At 73.1% G+C, this 1,258-nt stretch carries 1 protein-coding gene and 1 pseudogene; both read left to right on the forward strand.

The window, feature by feature from the left end; translation table 11 throughout:
• A pseudogene (locus tag FV222_RS30200) lies at nucleotides 1–578 on the forward strand (hypothetical protein); the annotation flags it as partial.
• A gap of 48 nt (nucleotides 579–626) precedes the next feature.
• On the forward strand, nucleotides 627–1,258 hold a 632-nt coding region (locus FV222_RS26515; RefSeq protein WP_147816102.1), incomplete at its 3' end, for a GTP-binding protein.

A 1,258-nucleotide genomic window follows, 5' to 3' on the forward strand; every position in this document is an offset into this window, starting at 1 on the left:
GGGTCCGGTTCCGCGCGGCCGCGCGGAACCGGACCCTGCCGCCGCGCGCGCCGCTGCAGCCGATCCTGGTCTGGATCGGTCGCGACCCGGCCGAGGGGCAGATTATGCTCAACGAGCAGGCCGAGGCCGAGAAGGCCGCCGCCGCCTCGAGCCGCACCGCGAAGCTCGAGGCCGCCAAGGCCAAGCGCGAGGCGGCGCTGGAGGCGGCCAAGCAGAAGCGGGCCGCGGCCGTGGAGGCCAAGGCGCAGGCCAAGTCGCAGGGGAAGGCGAAGCCCGCCGTCGCCGGCGGCGTGCCCCGCTCGGCCAGCGCCTACACCGCGGTGGACGCCTCCGGCATGCCGGAGGCCAAGCATACGCCGGCCCACACCAAGCCGGCGACGACGGCGACCCAGAAGGGCGGCAAACCTGCGCCGGCCAAGCCGACATCTGCCAAGGTGACGCCCGCCAAGCCGACGGCGAAGGCCAAGCCCGGCGGGGCAAAGTCCGCTGCCAAGTCGTCCGCTGCCAAGTCGTCCGCTGCCAAGTCGTCCGCTGCCAAGTCGTCCGCTGCGAAGTCTGCTGCGACCGCGGACGAGTGATCGGCCTCAGCGATTGAGCCCGCCGCCCGGCCGCGCTAGGCCGGGCGCATGACCGACGCCCCCCGCCGACCGGACCCGATCCCGCTCACCGTGCTCACCGGCTTCCTCGGAGCCGGCAAGACCACGCTGCTCAACCGGATGCTGCGGGACCCGGCGCTCGCCGACACCGTCGTCATCGTCAACGAGTTCGGCGAGATCGGGCTCGACCACCTGCTGATCGAGGGCGTCACCGAGGACATGGTCCTCCTCGGCGCCGGCTGCCTGTGCTGCACCGTGCGCGGCGACCTGATCGCGACGCTGGAAGACCTGCTGCGCAAGCGCGACAACGGCCGGATCACGCCGTTCCGCCGGGTGGTGATCGAGACCACCGGGCTCGCCGACCCGGCGCCGATCCTGCACGCGCTGATCTACCATCCCTATCTCGTGATGCGGTACCGGCTCCAGGGCGTCGTCACCGTCGTCGACGCCGTCAACGGGTCCGCGACGTTCGACGACCACCCGGAAGCGATGCGACAGGCCGCGGTGGCCGACCGGATCGTGCTCGCGAAAGCCGATCTGGCCGGGGACACCGCGCCTCTGCGGGCGCGGCTGGCCGCCCTCAACCCGTCCGCGCCGATCGATCCGCCCGACGTGCCGGCGGCGACGCTGCTCGGCGGCTTCTTCGGCCTCGACGGCAAGGC

The organism is Methylobacterium sp. WL103 (genome assembly GCF_008039885.1).
Classification (GTDB): Bacteria; Pseudomonadota; Alphaproteobacteria; order Rhizobiales; family Beijerinckiaceae; genus Methylobacterium; species Methylobacterium cerastii.